The 15,788-nt window shown below is 70.6% G+C and carries 16 protein-coding genes; 10 read left to right on the top strand and 6 right to left on the bottom strand.

Annotation, left to right across the window (positions count from 1 at the left end):
- Window positions 1-6: 6 nt before the first annotated feature.
- The 5 genes from ACTWPP_RS26785 (at window position 7) to ACTWPP_RS26765 (ending at window position 6,739) form a co-directional block, all read left to right on the top strand.
- Window positions 7-981, top strand: a complete 975-nt coding sequence (locus ACTWPP_RS26785; protein WP_443107129.1) for a carbohydrate ABC transporter permease — start codon at window positions 7-9, stop codon at window positions 979-981.
- Entirely contained in the window at window positions 978-1,832 is an 855-nt protein-coding gene (locus tag ACTWPP_RS26780) for a carbohydrate ABC transporter permease (RefSeq protein ID WP_443107128.1), read from the top strand. Before ACTWPP_RS26785 ends, ACTWPP_RS26780 begins: the two co-directional genes overlap by 4 nt.
- Window positions 1,833-1,898: 66 nt before the next feature.
- On the top strand, window positions 1,899-4,991 hold the full coding sequence (locus ACTWPP_RS26775) for a glycoside hydrolase family 38 C-terminal domain-containing protein (RefSeq protein WP_443107127.1): 3,093 nt from the start codon (window positions 1,899-1,901) through the stop codon (window positions 4,989-4,991).
- Window positions 4,992-5,023: 32 nt separating this feature from the next.
- On the top strand, window positions 5,024-6,259 hold the full coding sequence (locus tag ACTWPP_RS26770; RefSeq protein ID WP_443107126.1) for an enolase C-terminal domain-like protein: 1,236 nt from the start codon (window positions 5,024-5,026) through the stop codon (window positions 6,257-6,259).
- Between the two features lie 9 nt (window positions 6,260-6,268).
- Entirely contained in the window at window positions 6,269-6,739 is a 471-nt protein-coding gene (locus ACTWPP_RS26765) for a GNAT family N-acetyltransferase (protein ID WP_443107125.1), read from the top strand.
- Between the two features lie 46 nt (window positions 6,740-6,785).
- On the opposite strand, the gene sodN is transcribed toward ACTWPP_RS26765, so the two are convergent.
- Window positions 6,786-7,190 (bottom strand): superoxide dismutase, Ni, encoded by a 405-nt coding sequence (gene sodN / locus ACTWPP_RS26760; protein WP_443107124.1) that lies wholly within the window; start codon window positions 7,188-7,190, stop codon window positions 6,786-6,788.
- A gap of 191 nt (window positions 7,191-7,381) precedes the next feature.
- On the opposite strand from sodN, the gene sodX reads away from it, so the two are divergent.
- Window positions 7,382-7,837: a nickel-type superoxide dismutase maturation protease gene (gene sodX, locus ACTWPP_RS26755; RefSeq protein WP_443107123.1), complete on the top strand. Its 456-nt coding sequence runs from the start codon at window positions 7,382-7,384 to the stop codon at window positions 7,835-7,837.
- On the opposite strand, the gene ACTWPP_RS26750 is transcribed toward sodX, so the two are convergent.
- Window positions 7,738-8,301, bottom strand: coding sequence for a CGNR zinc finger domain-containing protein (locus ACTWPP_RS26750; protein ID WP_443107122.1), 564 nt, complete (start codon window positions 8,299-8,301; stop codon window positions 7,738-7,740). The two genes, sodX and ACTWPP_RS26750, sit on opposite strands and share 100 nt — an antisense overlap.
- A gap of 245 nt (window positions 8,302-8,546) precedes the next feature.
- A complete protein-coding gene (locus ACTWPP_RS26745; protein ID WP_443107121.1) occupies window positions 8,547-9,737 on the bottom strand; it encodes an NAD(P)-dependent malic enzyme in 1,191 nt (396 codons plus the stop codon).
- 401 nt (window positions 9,738-10,138) lie between these two features.
- Here ACTWPP_RS26745 and ACTWPP_RS26740 point away from each other — a divergent pair, with 401 nt between their 5' ends.
- The 4 genes from ACTWPP_RS26740 to ACTWPP_RS26725 all read left to right on the top strand — a co-directional run bounded on the left by ACTWPP_RS26740 (window position 10,139) and on the right by ACTWPP_RS26725 (window position 13,852).
- Entirely contained in the window at window positions 10,139-11,050 is a 912-nt protein-coding gene (locus ACTWPP_RS26740) for an ABC transporter substrate-binding protein (protein WP_443107120.1), read from the top strand.
- A 4-nt stretch (window positions 11,051-11,054) separates the two neighbouring features.
- Entirely contained in the window at window positions 11,055-11,966 is a 912-nt protein-coding gene (locus tag ACTWPP_RS26735) for an amino acid ABC transporter permease (protein ID WP_443107119.1), read from the top strand.
- Between the two features lie 83 nt (window positions 11,967-12,049).
- Window positions 12,050-12,802 (top strand): amino acid ABC transporter ATP-binding protein, encoded by a 753-nt coding sequence (locus tag ACTWPP_RS26730; RefSeq protein WP_443107257.1) that lies wholly within the window; start codon window positions 12,050-12,052, stop codon window positions 12,800-12,802.
- Between the two features lie 81 nt (window positions 12,803-12,883).
- The gene (locus ACTWPP_RS26725) at window positions 12,884-13,852 is read left to right on the top strand and encodes a zinc-binding dehydrogenase (protein WP_443107118.1); all 969 of its coding nucleotides are present in this window, start codon (window positions 12,884-12,886) and stop codon (window positions 13,850-13,852) included.
- Window positions 13,853-13,897: 45 nt separating this feature from the next.
- Here ACTWPP_RS26725 and ACTWPP_RS26720 read toward each other — a convergent pair whose 3' ends face one another.
- The 3 genes from ACTWPP_RS26720 to ACTWPP_RS26710 all read right to left on the bottom strand — a co-directional run bounded on the left by ACTWPP_RS26720 (window position 13,898) and on the right by ACTWPP_RS26710 (window position 15,762).
- Window positions 13,898-14,650 carry a helix-turn-helix transcriptional regulator gene (locus tag ACTWPP_RS26720; RefSeq protein WP_443107117.1) on the bottom strand — a complete coding sequence of 251 codons (753 nt, stop codon included), beginning with the start codon at window positions 14,648-14,650 and terminating at the stop codon, window positions 13,898-13,900.
- A 9-nt stretch (window positions 14,651-14,659) separates the two neighbouring features.
- Window positions 14,660-15,484 (bottom strand): DUF4097 family beta strand repeat-containing protein, encoded by an 825-nt coding sequence (locus ACTWPP_RS26715; RefSeq protein ID WP_443107116.1) that lies wholly within the window; start codon window positions 15,482-15,484, stop codon window positions 14,660-14,662.
- 95 nt (window positions 15,485-15,579) lie between these two features.
- Window positions 15,580-15,762, bottom strand: a complete 183-nt coding sequence (locus tag ACTWPP_RS26710) for a DUF6104 family protein (protein WP_443107115.1) — start codon at window positions 15,760-15,762, stop codon at window positions 15,580-15,582.
- Window positions 15,763-15,788: the final 26 nt, after the last annotated feature.

The raw sequence follows: 15,788 nt of genomic DNA, 5'->3' as shown, positions 1-15,788 counted from the left end.
CCGTCGATGAGCACGCACAAGGCCACCGCCGACCGTCCGATGCCGGCGGTGGCGCGCGGGCACCGTCCGGGCGACGGCCGCCGCGGCTCGCGCGGCGGCCGCCCCGGGAAGGGCTTCGCGCTGCACGGCCGGTTCCGGCACGTCTACATCTCACCGGCCGTGCTGTTCGTCGCCGTCCTGCTCTACCTGCCGTTCCTGTGGACGGCGTACCTGAGCTTCACCTCCTACGACGGGCTCGCGTCGCCGGAGTTCACCGGCCTGGACAACTACCGGCGGCTCCTCGACGACGAGGCCCTCCTCACCTCGATCCGCAACACGCTGCTGTGGGTCGTCGGGACCATCGCGCTGCCGGTGGGGGGCGGGCTGCTCGTCGCCGTGCTGTCCTACGACGTCAGGGGCGGCGGGTGGTTCCGGCTGCCGTTCCTGCTGCCCTACGCGATGTCCGGCGCCGGCCTCGGCGTGATCTGGGGTTTCATCCTGCAGCCGGACGGGATGGCGAACCAGATCCTGACGACGCTCGGCATGCCCGGCGGCGACACCGCCTTCCTCCAGGACGGCCCGCGCAACACCCTCGCGATGATCGTGGTGTGGACGTGGCAGCAGCTCGGCGTCAACATGCTGCTGTTCGTCGTCGGCCTGCAGTCGATCCCGAAGGGGCCCATCGAGGCGGCCCGCATCGACGGCGCGTCCGGATGGTCGATGTTCCGGCACGTCACCTGGCCGCTGATGCGGCCCATCACCACGGTGGTGCTCGGCCTCGCGCTCGTGGCGGGCCTGAAGAACTTCGACATCGTCTGGGTGATGACGCAGGGCGGGCCGGGACGCTCGTCCGAGACGCTCGCCGTGACCATGTACCGCGACGTGTTCGTCGCCAACGAGTACGGATACGGCTCGGCGGTCGCGGTGCTGCTGACCACCATCACGGGCCTGGCCTCGTACGTCTACCTGCGCCGCCAGATCGGCAAGGAGGAGGTGTCATGACGGAGCGAAGCGGCGGCCGGAGAGCGGGTGCGCTGAACCGGACGGTGCGCCGCGCCGTGCTGGCCGTGCTCGGTGTGGTGTGGCTGTTCCCCACCTACCTGATCGTGGCGAACGCCGTCCGCCCCGCCGACGACTACGACCCGTCGGACGCGGTGTCGCCGCCGTCGTCGGTGGGGCTGTTCGACAACATCTCGCGGGCGTGGGAGCAGACCGCCGTCGGCGGCTCGCTGCTGAGCACGCTGCTCTACAGCGTCGTCTCCCCGGCGCTGGCCGTCCTGCTGGGCGCGCTCGCCGGGTACGCCATCGTGGTACTGAGGCTCAAGCACGGCTTCACCTGGTTCGTGGTGATCTTCGCCGGGACCGTGGTGCCGTTCCAGATGCTGCTGGTGCCGCTGTTCGTCGGCTACAGCAAGGCGGCGCTGTACGACGACCGGCTCGGGCTGATCCTGATCTACTCGGCGATCAACGTCCCGCTCGCCGCGCTGGTGATGCGCAACTTCTTCGGCAACGTCGCCGTGTCGATCTTCGAGGCGGCGCGGCTGGACGGCGCGTCCACGTTCCGCATCTTCTGGCGGATCTACCTCCCGCTGTCGTCGGCGGCGCTGGCCGCCGTGTTCATCCTGGAGTTCACCTTCGTGTGGAACGACCTGCTGTTCGGCCTGACGCTGTCGCAGTCGGAGAACGTCCGGCCGGTGTGGGCGGAGCTGTCGGCGCTCACCACCGACGTGTACGCCGGGACGCCCGTGCCGATCGCGCTGGCCGCCGGGCTGGTGGTCTCGCTGCCGACGGTCGTGCTGTTCCTCGCGACGCAGCGGCTGTTCACGCGCGGCCTGACCCTCGCCCAGTTCTGACGCCACAGAGAAAGCCCACGAGAAGCTCCCCAGAGAAGCTCCCTAGAGAAGGATTGACGCTGAGAAATGACGAGTCGCCTGCTTCAGGCGAGCCTCGGCTCGCCCGACTATGACGGGATCCGCGACGCGCTGCGCCAGGACACCTCCGCCGAGGTGCTCGCGGTGCGCGGACTGTCCGTCCGCGCCGCCGTGCTCCCGCTGTTCAAGCGGGACGAGACCGGCGCGCTCCGGCAGGCCGTCCGGCTGACGCCGTCCGGCGGCGGCCCCGTGGACCTGATGCTCAGGGACGGTGACACCGTCATCGCGAGCGGCGTCGCCGCCGCCGGCGAGACCGTCACGCTGCTCGTCCCCGAGGTGGACGGCCCGCGCCGCGTCACCCTGGAGGTCCGGCGGCCCGATGCCGGCGGGGCGGACGGCCTCGTCGGCGCCGCCCCGCTCGACATCGCCCCGCAGCGCAAGTGGAACGTCTTCGTCGTCCACCACTCGCACCTGGACATCGGCTACACCGACACGCAGGGCACCGTCCTCCGGCACCACCTGGACTACCTCGACGCGGCGCTGCGGCTGTCGCGGCAGACCGACGGGCGCCCGGACGACGCCCGGTTCCGCTGGTCGGTGGAGTCGTCGATGCCGGCGCTGCGCTGGCTCGCGACCCGTCCCGACGACCAGGTCGCCGAGTTCACCGAGCGGGCCCGCGCGGGCGACATCGAGGTCACCGCGTTCCCGATGCAGCTGCACACGGAGGCGTGTTCGACGGAGGAGCTGTACCGGCAGCTCCGCTTCGTCGAGCACCTGCGGCACGAGTACGGCATCGAGGTCCGGTCGGCCATGCACACCGACATCCCGGGCGCGGTCGCCGGGACCGTGGACGCGCTGAACGCGGCCGGCGTCCGGTACCTGGCCGCGGCGCACAACTGGGCCGGACGGTCCGTCCCCTACATCACGGGCGGCGACAAGCTCGCCCGCCCGTTCCGGTGGCGGTCGCCCGGCGGCGGCGAGCTGATCGTCTGGTTCACCGACACCCCGCACGGCATGGCCTACATGGAGGGCAACACCGTCGGGCTCGTCGACGGCTACGACCTCGCCGAGGACCTGCTGCCCCGCTACCTCGGCTCCCTCGCCGACCGGCCCTACCCGTACGGGCCCGGGACGTTCGGCTGGTACGCCGCGCCCGGCCAGGTCGGCGCCGCCAAGGACCCCGACTTCCTGGACGCCGTCCACCTGCGGGTGCAGGGCGCGCACGCCGACAACGCCGGGCCGTCGATCGTCCCCGCCGACATCGCGCACCGGTGGAACGACACGTGGGCGTACCCGCGGCTGCGGATGGCGACCAACGCCGACTTCTTCGCGTACGTCGAGGAGCACCACGGCGACCGGCTCCAGACCCACGAGGGCGACTGGACCGACTGGTGGGCCGACGGCCTCGGCTCCGGCGCCCGCCCCCTCGGCCACGTCCGCCGCGCGCAGAACATCCTCCGGTCCGCCGAGACGCTGCACGCCCTCGCCGACGAGCGCAGCGGCGACCGGACGGGCGCGCCCGCCGCGATCGACGAGGCCTACGACCGCGCCGCGCTGTTCGACGAGCACACCTGGGGCGCCGCCAACCCGTGGGAGGACGCCGAAGAGGGCGGCGACTCCGGCGGGCTGCAGTGGACCCGCAAGTCCCAGGTCGGCTACCAGGCCCACGACGACGCGCTCGACCTGCTCCAGTCCGGCGCACGGCGGCTCGGCGCGACGTTCGGGGCCGCGCCGGACGCGCTCGCCTCGTTCCTCGTCGTCAACCCCGGCACCGCCGCCCGCACCGACGTGGCCCGCGCGTTCCTGCCCCGCGACGTCGTCGCCGCGGACGTCCCGATCACGCTCGTGGACGCCCGCACGGGCGAGCCCGTCCCGCACCGCGAGGAGGAGGTCGACCCGGACGAGTGGCCCACCCGTCCCATCGGACGCCACCTGGAGGCGGTGCTGCCGGACGTCCCCGGCCACGGGCACGTCCGCGTCGACGTGGTCCGCGGCGAGGCCGCCGCGCCCGAGCCGGTCGACCTCGGTTCCGGCGGGACGATCGAGAACGAGTTCTACCGCGTCGCCTACGACGTCAGGGAAGGCCACATCGGCTCGGTGTTCGACAAGGTCGCCGGCCGTGAACTGGTGAACCAGGGCTCCGTCGCCGGGTTCGGGCAGTACGTCTACGACCGGTACGCGACCGCACCGCACTTCAACCACATGTCCGGGCACATGCTCGTCCACGACAAGACCATGCTCGGAGACCGGGCCGTCGGCACCCACGCGACCGTCACCGCGTGCGAGCGCACCCCGGCCGGCGAACGGCTCGTCATCGAGCAGCACGGTAAGGGCGTCGACTGGCTGCGGACCACCATCGACCTGTACGCGGGCGTCCCGCGCGTCGACGTCCGCTACCAGCTCGGCAAGCAGCCCACGGCGGCGAAGGAGGCGGTGTTCTTCGCGTTCCCGTTCGCCGTGGACGGGCCGCCCGCCGCCTGGGAGCTGACCGGCGGCGTCGGCGGCACCGGCGTCCCGAGCGTCCCCGGATCGGCCGAGCACATGCGCCCCATCCGCCACTGGGTCGCGTTCGAGGACCCCGACCTGACCGTCGCGTGGGCGACGCTGGAGGCGCCGCTCGTCCAGTTCGGATCCATCCACATGCCGTACGCGCCGTTCCCGCCCACCCTCGACAACGAGGACGGCACCGTCTACTCGTGGGCGCTGAACAACATCTGGGACACCAACTTCCCGTCCCAGCAGCAGGGCGAGACCACCTTCCGCTATGCCCTCGCGTCCGGCGCCGCCGGGTCGGGCCGCAGGCTCGGCGCCCGCACGGCCGCCGGCCTCACCGACCCGTTCGTCGCCACGCTCGCCACGGGCGCCTCATCCGCGGCCGAGACCGGGACGTTCCTGCACGTCGACGACCCGGACGTCCTCGTCACCTCGGTGGGCCGAGCACGGGACGGCGACGGGCTCGCCGTCCGGCTCCAGTCGCTCGCCGCCGACACGGTGGAGACCCGGCTGCACGTGCCGGGCGTCACCGGCGCGCTGCTGAGCGGCGGGCTGGAGCGTGACCCGGCGGAACTGCCCGTCCGGGACGGCACGATGACGGTGCGGCTGCCCGCGTGCGGCGTCGTCACCGTCACCGTCCTGCGTTGAACGGCACGGCGACGAGCATGGATCGGGGACACATGAAGATCACGGGTATCCGCGCCACCACGGTCACCGTGCCGCTGGAGGCGCCGCTCCTGCACAGCAACGGCGCGCACTGGGGCCGCTTCGTACGGACGATCGTGGAGGTCGAGGCCGACAACGGCCTCGTCGGGCTCGGCGAGATGGGCGGCGGCGGGCAGAGCGCCGAGGCCGCCTTCCAGGCCCTCGTGCCGCATCTGGAGGGACACGACCCGTTCGAGCTGGAGACCCTCCGCTTCAAGATCGCCAACCCGACGGCGAGCCTCTACAACAACCGCACGCAGATCCTCGCCGCGATCGAGTTCGCCTGCCTGGACCTCGTCGGCCAGTACCTCGGCGTCCCGGTGCACGACCTGCTCGGCGGCCGCATCCGCGACTCCGTCCCGTTCGCGTCCTACCTCTTCTACCGCTACCCCGGCGCGGGCGGGTCGCCGGAGGTCCGCACCCCGGACCAGCTCGTCGAGCACGCCCGCGCGCTCAAGGACCGGCACGGGTTCGGCGTCCACAAGCTCAAGGGCGGCGTTTTCCCGCCCGGTCACGAACTGGAGTGCTACAAGGCGCTCGCGGACGCGTTCCCCGGCGACCGTTTCCGCTATGACCCCAACTCCGTGCTCAGCCTGGAGGAGGGACTGCGGTTCGGGAAGGCGATCGAGGACCTCGACAACGACTACCTCGAAGACCCCGTCCTCGGCCTGGAGGGGCTGCGGCTCGTGCGCGAGCGGGTGAACGTCCCCCTCGCCACCAACACCGTCGTCGTGAACTTCGAGCAGCTCGCCGCCAACGTGCTGCGCCGCAGCGCGGACGTCGTCCTTCTCGACACCACGTTCTGGGGCGGCATCCGTCCCTGTGTGAAGGCCGCCGCCGTGTGCGAGACGTTCCAGATCGGCGTGGCCGTGCACTCCTCCGGCGAACTCGGCATCCAGCTCGCCACCATGCTGCACCTCGGTGCCGTCCTGCCCAACCTCACCTACGCCGCCGACGCCCATTACCACCACCTCACCGACGACGTCATCGAGGGCGGCCCCATGCGCTACGCGGACGGCAGGATCCCGGTGCCCTCGGGCCCCGGCCTCGGCGTCCGGCTGGATCGTGACAAGGTCGCCGAGTACGCCGAGCTGTACCGGGAGCTCGGCGGCTACCCCTACGACCGCGACCCCGGCCGTCCCGGCTGGTACCCGCTCGTCCCCAACGACCGCTGGGCGGACCCGTCCGTCCCGCTCGCTCCGCTCGAATAGCCTGCTGGTGTGATCCGATTCGCGACCCCTGGGGACGTTCCCGACATCCTGCGGCTGATCCGCGAGCTCGCGGAGTACGAGCGCGCCCTCCACGAAGTGAAGGCGACCGAGGCGCAGCTGCGCAGCCGATTTTTCGGCGACGACCCGCGCGTCCATGCCCTCGTAGCTGAGCACGAGGGCCGGGTCGTGGGCTTCGCCGTGTGGTTCCTCACATTCTCGACGTGGAACGGCACGCACGGCATCTACCTGGAGGACCTGTTCGTCGAACCGGACGTCCGCGGCCACGGCCACGGCAAGGCGCTCCTCATCGAACTGACCCGCATCGCCGACGAACGCGGCTACGGTCGCGTCGAATGGGCCGTCCTGAACTGGAACGCCCCGGCGATCGGCTTCTACGAGTCCCTCGGTGCCCGCCCCCAGGACGAGTGGACGGTCTACCGCCTCACGGGCGACAGCCTCACCAAGGCCGCCCGGGCATGAACAAGGCCCAGCCCGGTGCCGGGCTGGGCCTCAATGTTCGGGCCGGTCAGCCCTTCTTGGTCTCCCAGAAGATGTCGCTGATCTCGGAGATCTTCGCGAGCAGGTCGTCGGCGACCTTGGTGTCCATGGTGGCCTTGGTGCCGCCGCCACCGCCGGCGAGCTTGGTGGCCTCGTTGAACAGCTGGTGGAGCTGCGGGTACTTCTCGAAGTGCGGCGGCTTGAAGTAGTCGGTCCAGAGCACCCACAGGTGGTGCTTGACCAGCTCCGAGCGCTGCTCCTTGATCAGGATCGCCCGGGCACGGAACTCGGGGTCCTCGTTGGCCGCGTACTTCTCGGTGATCGCCTTGACCGACTCGGCCTCGATCCGGGCCTGCGCCGGGTCGTAGACGCCACACGGCAGGTCGCAGTGCGCGGAGACCGTCGTCTTCGGGCGCAGAAGCTTGAGCAACACCTGCGAATCCCTTCCCTCGTTGCGGATCATGGTCAGGCCACCGACATTACCCTTGTGCTCCCGGGCACGTCCGGCCAGGGCGCTCGGTATTTCGGCCTAAGACCGGGCCGCGGCGCGGCCCGGAACCCTTCCAGCAGTGTTCATGACCGCCGTCCGGCGATCTATGCGGGCGGACGAGGAGGATCATGCGTATGCGCGGGCCGCGCCACCCGATTCTGTGGGGGCTCGCCGGCGGTGTCGTGCTCGCGCTGGCGGGCCTGCGCCGGCGGCTGCGGACCGTCGAGGTCACCGGCGACTCGATGCTGCCCGCGCTGCGGCCGGGGGACTGGCTGCTCGTGCGCGCCGGGGCCCGTCCCGTACGGGGCGACGTCGTCGTCGCGCGGCACCCGGAACGGCCCGGGCTCCTCATCGTCAAACGCGCCGCCCACCGGTCGGGGGACGACGGGTGGTGGCTGGAGAGCGACAACCAGGGGGCCCGGGGCCGCCGCGACAGCTGGGACTTCGGTGCCGTGCCCGACGCACTGGTGGTCGGGCGGGTCGTCGCGCGCTACCGGCCGTTGTCGCGCGCCGGGACGCTCACGCGGGGCGCGCTCGGATGGCAGGCGGCGGTCACGCTCGGCCGGCCGGCGCAGCGGTCGGAGCAGTAGCGGCGCGACCGGTTCGCGGTCGTGTCGAAGAACACCTGCTCGCAGCCCTCCGCCCGGCACAGCCCGAGCCGGTCGACGCCCTGCGCGGCGATCTTCGCCGCGAGGCCCATCGCGGTGCGCGCCGCGTAACGGTCCGGTATCGAGCCGGCCTCGTTGAAGTGCAGATGCCAGTCCTGGCCGTCGTGGCGGGAGATCTGCGGATGGACCGGATGATGGATCAGCAGCGTGTTGAGGCGGTCCACGGCGTCGTCGTCGTCCCCGCGCGCGGCCGAGACGAAGATCGCGCGGAGTTGCGCGCGGAGTTCGCGCATGGCGTCGAGATCGCGGTGCGCGATCCGCCCCCCGAGATGCGGCCGGTGCACCAGCAGGGCCCGCAGCCCTTCGAGATCACGCAGGTCGTCCCCTTGGGCACGCTCCGTGTTCACGAGATCGATCGCCAGGTCTGCGTACGAGGCGAGGTTCACATTCGCTCCTGACGGACTCGACCTGAACGGACGAACTGGCCAGGAGTTATTCCCTCGTGGGGGAAATTACACGGATTTTTGGGAAAAGGTGCCGTGACCAGGGCGCCCGCGGCGCGCGATTGATCATATCCGGTGCGGGCGGACGGCGTGCGGGGGGCACCATCGAATTCCTGATCACCGGCGCGGCCCGCGTCCCCGCGGGAACGCGGGCCGTCCGAAATGCAAGATCGGGAATTGCGGCCGGATCAGATCCGGTTGACGCCCTCCTTGCGGGCCTGCTCGGCCACCGCACGGGTGACGGCCGGGGCGACACGGTCGTCGAACGGGCCGGGGACGACGTAGTCGGGGGTGAGGTCGTCGCCGACGATGCCGGCGAGCGCGTTGGCCGCGGCCAGCTTCATGCCCTCGGTGATCGAGCGCGCCCGGACGTCAAGCGCGCCGCGGAAGATGCCCGGGAACGCCAGCACGTTGTTGATCTGGTTCGGGTAGTCGCTGCGGCCGGTCGCCACGACCTTGGCGTGCCGCCGCGCCACCTCGGGGTGCACCTCGGGGGTGGGGTTGGACAGCGCGAAGACGATCGCGTTCTCCGACATCGTGGCGACGCACGACTCGTGGACGGTGCCGCCGGACAGGCCGATGAAGACGTCGGCGCCGCGCAGCGCCTCCTCCGTGGAACCCTTCAGATGCGACCGGTTGGTGATCTCGGCGATCTGCGTCTTGATCGGGTTCAGCCCGTCCCGGCCCTCGTAGATGAGGCCCTTGCTGTCCGACAGCGCTATGTCGCCGATGCCGCCCTCGATCAGCATCTTGGAGACGGCGATGCCGGACGCGCCCGCGCCGGCCACGACGGCGCGCAGCTCCGACAGCGGCTTGCCGACCAGGCGGGCCGCGTTCTTGAGGGCGGCGAGCGCCACGATCGCGGTGCCGTGCTGGTCGTCGTGGAAGACGGGGATGTCGAGCGCGGCGCGGAGCCGGTCCTCGATCTCGAAGCAGCGGGGGGCGCTGATGTCCTCCAGGTTGATGCCGCCGAAGCTCGGCGCCATCCGGATCACGGTGTCGACGATCTCGTCCACGCCCGTGCAGTTCAGCGCGATCGGCACGGAGTCGACGTCGGCGAACTCCTTGAACAGCAGGGACTTGCCCTCCATGACGGGCATGGAGGCGGCGGGACCGATGTCGCCGAGCCCGAGCACGGCGGTGCCGTCGGTGACGACCGCGACGACCCTGGACGTCCAGGTGTAGTCGTAGGCCAGTTCGGGACGGTCGGCGATCGCGGTGCACACCCGGGCGACGCCCGGGGTGTAGGCCAGCGAAAGATCGTCTTTGTTGCGGACCGGAATGGTCGACCGCATTTCCAGCTTGCCGCCGCGGTGCAGCGAAAAGGCCGGATCATCGTCGAGCGAGGACGGTTCGGTGGGAATGGGCTCAGCAGCCACAGCGACCCCTGTCAGTGAAAGTTGGCTTTCTTGCGATGCCGCCGCGGTGGTGGAGGCGTGGTGGCCGGTCACCTGGTGGTCATCTCGCGACGTACGGGGGTCACCCGTTGTCGGATTCTCTCATACCGCCTCCCGCGTGCTCGGGGACCGGGGTGGTGGTGACCATCACGTGACGGGCTCGAGCCGAACTCGCCGTTTGCTCGACGGAGGTGCGGGTCGGTGCCCGAATGTGGCGGTCCGCTCACGCAGGGTGCCCGCGGGGCGGGGTCCGTACACGCTCCAGGCCCCGTCGTTGCGTGATTGTTTCGGACCCTTTATCCAGATCAGGGAGGTTGTACGCCAAAATGTGCACCTGACCTTCGGATCTGTACGGATCCGACGCAACCACTTGGAGGGGGACCATGATCACCGGTTCTCTGCGCCGTCGCGCCGTCGCGGCGAGCGCGCTCGTGCTGACGGGCGCGCTCGCCCTGTCCGCATGTGGCGACAGTAACGACTCGGGAGACTCGGGCGAATCGGGCGGCTCGAACACGAGCGCGGACGCCAAACTGGCGGCCATGGTCCCGGACGCGATCAAGAGCGACGGCAAGATCGTCGTCGGCACGGACGCGTCCTACCCGCCGAACGAGTCCGTCGACCCGGGCACGCAGAAGATCGTCGGCTGGGACATCGAGCTCTTCGACGCCGTCGCGGCCAAGATCGGCCTGAAGACCGAGTACCACAACGCCGGCTTCGACACGATCATCCCCGGCGTCCAGTCGGGCAAGTACGAGGCCGGCGTCTCCTCCTTCACCGACACCAAGGAGCGCGAGCAGGCCGTCGACTTCGTCACCTACTACTCGGCGGGGACGGCCTGGGCGGCGCTCAAGGGCAACCCCAAGGGCGTCAACCCCGAGGACGCCTGCGGCAAGAGCATCGGCGTCCAGCAGGGCACCGTGCAGGTCGAGGACCTCACGGCGAAGAGCAAGGAGTGCACCGACGCGGGCAAGCCGGCCATCAAGCAGGTCGTCCGCAAGCAGCAGACCGAGGTCAACAACGACCTGGTCGCGGGCAAGGTGGACGCGATGGCCGCCGACTCGCCGATCATCGGTGACGCGGTCAAGAAGACCGGCAAGCTGGAGATCATCGGCGAGGTCTACGACACCGCGCCGTACGGCTACACCTTCGGCAAGAACTCCGGCCAGTTCAAGGACGCCGTGCTGGCCGCGGTGAAGGCGCTCATCGCCGACGGCACCTACAAGAAGATCCTGACCGAGTACGGCGTGGAGAGCGGCGCGATCACCGAACCGGCGATCAACGCCGCGCAGAGCTGATCGCATGACGGTCGACGACGTCGAGAAGGGACGGCCCGAAGCGATTCGGGCCGTCCCCGTCCGGCATCCCGGCCGCTGGGTCGCGGCGGCGGTCGTGGTCGTGCTGATCGCGATGTTCGTCAACTTCCTGGTGACCAGTGATGCGCTGGACTGGCCGGAGCAGCGCAAGTACATCACCTCCGAAGCGGTGCTCAGAGGGGTGTGGCGCACCATCGCGCTGACCGTCGCCGCGATGGTGGGCGGCATGCTGCTCGGCACCGTCCTCGCCCTGATGCGGTTGTCGGCCAACCCACTGCTGAGCGGTGCGGCCTGGGGCTACCTGTGGTTCTTCCGCGGCACGCCGCTCTATACGCAGCTGCTCATCTGGGGCGCGATCGGCTCGCTGTTCCCGACGGTCGGCATCGGCATCCCGTTCGGGCCGGAGTTCCAGACCTGGGAGACGCAGGCGCTGGTCACCCCGATGCTCGCGGCGGGGCTCGGGCTGATCCTCAATGAGGCCGCCTACATGGCCGAGATCGTCCGGGCCGGGATCCTGTCGGTGGACGAGGGCCAGCAGGAGGCGGCGAGCGCCCTCGGCATGTCCCGGATGCAGACCATGGGCCGGATCGTGCTGCCGCAGGCGATGCGGGTCATCGTCCCGCCGACCGGCAACGAGGTGCTCTCCATGATGAAGAACACCTCGCTGGTCGCGGCCATCCCGTTCTCCGAGCTGACCTTCACCGCGCAGACCATCTACGCCAGCACCTACAAGATCATCCCCATGCTGGTGATGGCGTGCCTGTGGTACCTGCTGCTCTCCTCGGTCCTGATGATCGGCCAGTACTACCTTGAGCGCTACTTCAGCCGGGGAGTCGGCAAGGGAACGACGCCGCGCGGGCACCGGATCCGCTTCCGGGGCGGAGGCGGCGGCCAATGAGCGGAGGTGACGACATCGTGGGTGACGACAAGGTGGGCGACCCCCTCGCCAAGCGGCCTCCCGCGCCCGAGAGCGGCGGCCTGATGGTCAAGGCCGAGCAGGTGCACAAGTCGTTCGGCCGGCTGGAGGTGCTGAAGGGCATCGACCTGGAGGTCCGGCAGGGCGAGGTGATGTGCGTCGTCGGCCCGTCCGGGTCGGGCAAGTCCACCTTCCTGCGCTGCATCAACCACCTGGAGAAGATCAACGCCGGGCGGCTGTGGGTGAACGGCCGGCTGGTCGGCTACCGGCAGCAGGGCGGCAAGCTCTACGAACTGCGCGACAGGGAGGTCGCCGCGCAGCGCCGCGAGATCGGCATGGTGTTCCAGCGCTTCAACCTCTTCCCCCACAGGACGGCGCTGGAGAACGTCATGGGGGCGCCGATCTGGGTCAAGGGGCTGCCGAGGGACCAGGTCAGGCAGCAGGCGATCACGCTGCTCGAACGTGTCGGGCTGAGCGAGAAGGCGCAGTCCTACCCGTCGCAGCTGTCCGGCGGGCAGCAGCAGCGGGTGGCGATCGCGCGGGCGCTCGCCATGGAGCCCGCGCTGATGCTGTTCGACGAACCGACCTCCGCCCTGGACCCCGAGCTGGTCGGCGAGGTCCTGGAGGTCATGAAGCAGCTCGCCCTCGACGGCATGACCATGGTCGTGGTCACCCACGAGATGGGCTTCGCCCGCGAGGTCGGCGACTCGCTCGTCTTCATGGACGACGGCGTCGTGGTCGAGAAGGGCACGCCCCGCGAGATCCTGGCCAACCCGCAGCATCGGCGCACCCAGGACTTCCTCTCCAAGGTCCTCTGACCGGGATTGCGGGCACGGCCCGTCCCCCGCACTCCGGGGGGCGGGCCGTTCGCCGTGCCGGCAGGCGGTTAGTGTGCGTTCATGTTCGCTGTCACGGCTACGCAGATCGACGCAGACAATCCGCTGAACGGGCTGACGGCGGGGGAGGTGCCCGAACCCGAGGTACCGGACGGGTGGACGACCGTCACGGTGAAGGCCGCCGCGCTCAACCACCACGACCTGTGGTCGCTCAAGGGCGTAGGGCTGTCCGCCGACAGTCTCCCGATGATCCTCGGCTGCGACGCGGCCGGGGTGGACGAGGACGGCAACGAGGTCATCGTCCACTCGGTGATCGGCGACCCCGCGCGGGGCGGCGGCGACGAGACCCTCGACCCGAAGCGGTCGCTGCTCTCGGAGACGCATCCGGGGACGCTGGCCGAGAAGGTCGCGGTGCCGCGCCGCAACCTCGTCCCCAAGCCCGCCGAGCTGTCGTTCGCGGAGGCGGCCTGCCTGCCGACCGCGTGGCTCACCGCCTACCGGATGCTGTTCGACAAGGCCGGCCTGCAGCCCGGCTCGTCGGTCCTGGTGCAGGGCGCGGGCGGCGGCGTCGCGACCGCGGCGATCGCGCTGGCGTCGGCGGCCGGCTACCGCGTCTACGCGACCAGCCGCAGCGAGGCCAAGCGCAAGCGGGCGCAGGAGCTCGGGGCGGACGCGGCGCTGGAGACGGGCGCGCGGCTCCCCGAGCGGGTGGACGCCGTCATCGAGACGGTCGGGCAGGCGACCTGGTCGCACTCGCTGAAGTCGCTGCGGCCCGGCGGCCGGATCGTGGTGTCCGGCGCCACCAGCGGCCAGGTGCCGCCGGCGGAGCTGAACCGGGTGTTCTTCCTCCAGCTCCAGGTGCTCGGCTCCACGATGGGGACGCGCGACCAGCTGGAGCGGCTGGCGCGGTTCCTGGTCAAGACGGGCACCAGGCCGCTGATCGACCGGACCCTGCCGCTGAGCCGGGCCCGCGAGGGATTCGCCGCGATGGCCGGGGGCGACCTCTTCGGAAAGATCGTCTTCACGCCGTGAGCGCGGACGGCCGGGCGGTGCGGGCCGTGGCCGGGGGCGTCCCGGTCACGGCTTGCCCTGCTCGTCCCCGTCGCCGTGCCCCTCTCGGTGGAGGATCTCGTCCTTGAGGCGGGCGCGCGCCTCGTCCAGGATCGCCTGGGCGGCGGCGAGGCCGTCGTCGTCCAGCCGGGAGTGCTTCGCGGCCTTGCGGACGTCCTCGACGAACTTGCGAAGCAGTCGCTCCAGCTTGAGGCGGGCGACGTCCTCGCGGGTACCGGTCGCCGTCTTCCAGGCGTCGTCCCAGCTCTGCCGCCACTCCTCCTTCCACGTCTGCTTCTGCTCGCGCCAGTACTCCTTGTGGCGCTTCCACTCGTCCTTCTGCCGGTCGGCGGTCTCCTTCCACGCGTCCTTGGACGTGGCCTTGCCCTGGTCGCGCATCGTCCGGGCGGCCTGCGTGAGCTCCTCGCGCAGCGACCGGACGGTCTGCCGGACGTCCTCCTGAACGCCGCGCGCGAACTCCTGCGCCGAGGCGGCGATCTCCTCCTCCAGGTCGGCCAGCTCGTCCATCCGGCGTTCCAGCTCCTCGCGGCCCTTGTCGGTCAGCGAGTACACCTTCTTGCCCTTGATCACCTCATGGGTGACCAGGCCCTCGGACTCCAGCCGGGCCAGCCGCGGGTAGATCGTGCCGGGGGAGGGCGAGTAGACCCCGAGGAACCGGTCCTGCAGAAGCCGGATCACCTCGTACCCGTGCCGCGGGCTCTCCTCCAGCAGCTTCAGCAGGTACAGCCGCAGCCTGCCGTGGCCGAAAACGGGGCTCACGTCGACTCCTCACTTCTCCGTTCGGGGTGCGGTGATCTCCGGTTCGGCGTCGTCGCGGCCGAGGAGGGTGATCGAGCCGGACACCGTGTTGACCGTGAGCCGCCCCGAGCCGTCCCCGAGCTTGCCGGTGACGCTGCGCGCCACGGGCCGCTCCTGCCGGCCGAGTTCGGGGAAGGACGTCTCGATCCGCCCGGCGGCCGAGTTCAGCGTGACCTGCGCGCCGGTGGACTCGGGGATGCGCAGCGCGACCTCGCCGGAGACCGTGTTCACGTCGACCCTGCTGTCGCCGGTCAGGGTGACGTCGGCGGCGATGCGGCCGCTGACCGCCCGCGCCGCCAGATGGTCGAGGGACCCGCCGGCCAGGGACAGGTCGCCGGACACGGACGTGAACGACACCGTCCCGTCCAGGCCCTGCGCCTCGATCGCGCCGGAGACGGTGTTGGCGTCGATCGCACCGGCCACCTCGTCGAGCGTCACGTCGCCGGAGGCGCTCTTGATGGACGTGCGGGCCGTCATGCCGGTCACCACGGCGTCCGCCGACACCAGGTTCAGGGTGAGCGGGCAGTCGTGCGGCACGGTCACCGTGATGGACGCGCGGCATCTCTGCGTGCGCAGCCAGGTCAGCACGCCCTCCCACAGCTTCTCGTGGGTGATCGTGAGCATGCCGGCCTCATGCGTGATCACCAGGGGCGGGCCCTCGACATCGCCGATCATGATGGACGGCCGCTCGTCGGAGGCGAGGACCGAGATGTTCCCCGCGATCAGCGTGGCCCGCAGCGCGACCGCGCCGTCGAAGTCGAGGGTGGCCGGTTCGTCGATCGTCCAGTGCGACATAGGGATCTGCCCCTTCGTCCGAGCGTCCTGTGACCAGTAAACACGATATGTCGCGTCATTGGTAAGTCAAGATGTATCGCGTTTCCGGTCGACGGTCACTCTTCGTCCTCGTCGTCGTCCAGCCGGGCGAGCCAGGTGGCCAGCCGTTCGACGGGCGTCTCGAACTCGGGGTTGAGGTCGACGAACTCGCGCAGCCGCTCCGCCAGCCACGCCAGGCTGACCTCCTCCGCGCCGCGGCGGTCCGCCAGCTCCTCGATGCCCCGATCGGTGAAGTACATGGCCTGATTCCACTCTCTGCGATTCC

Source organism: Actinomadura sp. 3N407 (assembly GCF_052245875.1).
GTDB lineage: Bacteria > Actinomycetota > Actinomycetes > Streptosporangiales > Streptosporangiaceae > Spirillospora.
This window is presented reverse-complemented; position numbering and strand designations above follow the sequence as displayed.